General features: G+C 58.5%; 2 protein-coding genes. Both read right to left on the reverse strand.

Annotated features, from left to right (window positions below):
- Positions 1 to 72: 72 nt before the first annotated feature.
- Positions 73 to 867: an IS21-like element helper ATPase IstB gene (gene istB / locus FHT79_RS31880; protein ID WP_097545523.1), complete on the reverse strand. Its 795-nt coding sequence runs from the start codon at positions 865 to 867 to the stop codon at positions 73 to 75.
- The gene (gene istA / locus FHT79_RS31885) at positions 857 to 2,377 is read right to left on the reverse strand and encodes an IS21 family transposase (protein WP_143541052.1); all 1,521 of its coding nucleotides are present in this window, start codon (positions 2,375 to 2,377) and stop codon (positions 857 to 859) included. The genes istB and istA overlap by 11 nt, the downstream gene beginning before the upstream one ends.
- Positions 2,378 to 2,489: the final 112 nt, after the last annotated feature.

Below are 2,489 nucleotides of genomic sequence, written 5' to 3' on the forward strand. Positions count from 1 at the left end.
TGTTGATTTCCACGCGGAACTGAGCCGGTTTTTCCACCGAGAAGTGAGCCACCTCTGAGTATGGTTTTCTGATCAGGATTTGGTCAAGGGATTAGCTTTTTCTCCTCTCTTCTGGGCCGCGGCGGCCGAGCTGGCTTTGAAGCGAAAGCTATCGTTGCCGGTTTCGAGGATATGACAACGATGGGTGAGACGGTCGAGGAGAGCGGTGGTCATTTTGGCATCACCGAAGACGGTCGCCCATTCGCTGAAGCTGAGATTGGTCGTGATGATGACGCTCGTGCGCTCATAGAGCTTGCTCAGCAGATGGAAGAGCAGCGCTCCGCCTGAGGCACTGAACGGAAGGTATCCGAGTTCATCGAGGATCAGTAGATCGAGGCGCACCAATGTCTCAGCAATCTGTCCTGCCTTGCCCTTGGCCTTTTCCTGCTCAAGGGCGTTGACCAGTTCGATGGTCGAGAAGAAGCGGACTTTCCGGCGATGGTGCTCGATCGCCTGAACGCCGAGAGCGGTTGCTATGTGGCTTTTGCCTGTGCCCGGTCCGCCGACGAGCACGATATTCTGGGCTCCGTCCATGAACTCGCATCGATGCAGTTGGCGCACCGTCGCCTCGTTGATCTCGCTGGCTGCGAAGTCGAACCCGGAGATGTCCTTATAGGCCGGGAAGCGAGCTGCCTTCATGTGGTAGGCAATCGAGCGAACCTCGCGCTCCGCCATCTCGGCTTTCAGCAACTGAGACAGGATGGGAACGGCCGCATCGAAGGCCGGAGCCCCTTGCTCGATCAGGTCTGTGACGGCTTGGGCCATGCCATACATCTTCAGGCTACGCAGCATGATGACGACAGCGGCGCTGGCAGGATCATGACGCATTACGACCTCCCGCGATCCGGACACGCAGGCCATCATAGCGCTCTACGTTTGCCTTGGGTTCATGCAGCAAGGTCAACGCCTGTGGGGTATCGATGTCGGGACCGTCAGTCGTTTTGCCGTCGATCAGCCGATGCAGCAGGTTCAATACATGCGTCTTGGTTGCCACGCCCGCATTTAGGGCCAGCTCCACAGCGCGAAGGACAACCTGTTCGTCATGATGGAGAACAAGGGCAAGGATATCGGCCATCTCACGATCACCGCCGGGGCGGCGAAGCATCTGGTCCTGCAATTGCCGAAAGGCCAACGGTAATTCCAGGAAGGGTGCACCATTGCGCAAGGCACCGGGCTTGCGTTGGATGACCGTAAGATAATGCCGCCAGTCGTAAATCGTTCGTGGCGGTTTATCGTGACTGCGCTCAATCACCCGCAGATGTTCGCAGAGAATATTGCCCTCGGCCACTACGACCAGCCGCTCCGGATAAATCCGCAGGCTGACAGGCCGGTTCGCAAACGATGCAGGCACGCTATAGCGGTTCCGCTCGAAGGTGATCAGGCATGTCGGCGAGACGCGCTTGCTTTGCTCGACGAAGCCATCGAATGCGGCTGGGAGCGCCATCAATGCTGGTTGTTCAGCGGACCAGACGTCTGCGATCGTGCCAGGCAAGGTGCCGTGCGCTGTGTCGCGCCACAGGTCCTGGCAATTCTGTTCCAGCCAGCCATTCAACGCCGCCAGATCCGGAAAGTCCGGCATCTGTTGCCACAACCGTGGTCGGGCGTCCTGAACGTTTTTCTCGACCTGGCCCTTTTCCCAACCCGCGGCAGGATTGCAAAACTCAGGCGCAAAGACGTAGTGGTTCGTCATCGCGAGGAAACGGATATTGACCTGCCGTTCTTTACCGCGGCCGACGCGATCGACCGCGGTCTTCATGTTGTCGTAAATGCCGCGACCTGGCACGCCACCGAACACGCGGAACCCGTGCCAGTGAGCGTCGAAGAGCATCTCGTGCGTCTGCAGCAGGTAGGCCCTGATCAGAAACGCCCGGCTGTGTGATAGTTTGATGTGGGCAACTTGCAGCTTCGTGCGATCGCCGCCGATCACAGCATAATCCTCGCTCCAATCGAATTGGAATGCTTCGCCTGGGCGGAAAGACAGAGGAACGAATATGCCGCGGCCAGCCGTCTGTTGCTCAACCCGCCATTCACGGGCGAACGCGGCGACCCGGCCATAGGAGCCGGTAAAACCCAGAGCCATCAGATCGGCATGAAGCTGCTTCAAGGTCCGGCGCTGCTTGCGCGTTCTCCCGGCCTCGGTCTTCAGCCAGCCAGAGAGTTTGTCGGCGAACGGATCAAGCTTGCTTGGTCGTTCCGGTACCGTGAACGTCGGCTCGATTGTACCGGCACTCAAATACTTCGCGATGGTGTTGCGTGACAGCCCAGTGCGCCGGCTGATCTCTCTGATCGATTGCTTCTCGCGCAGCGCCATCCGGCGGATGATGTTTAAAAGTCCCATGTGGATCACTCCGTTGCCCCCGCCGCTCACCGCGTTGGAGGGAAGGTCACATGGCTCAATTCTCAATGGAAATTATGCGCCTAACCGGCTCAGTTCTGCGTGGAAACCAACA

Origin of the sequence: Rhizobium sp. BK212 (assembly GCF_014197475.1) — a bacterium.
In the GTDB taxonomy this organism is placed as follows: Bacteria; Pseudomonadota; Alphaproteobacteria; order Rhizobiales; family Rhizobiaceae; genus Rhizobium; species Rhizobium anhuiense.

Bases quoted from the DNA above. Each gene is read 5' to 3' on its own strand.
- istB (WP_097545523.1), bottom strand. From the start codon at position 867: ATGCGTCATGATCCTGCCAGCGCCGCTGTCGTCATCATGCTGCGTAGC.
- istA (WP_143541052.1), bottom strand. From the start codon at position 2,377: ATGGGACTTTTAAACATCATCCGCCGGATGGCGCTGCGCGAGAAGCAA.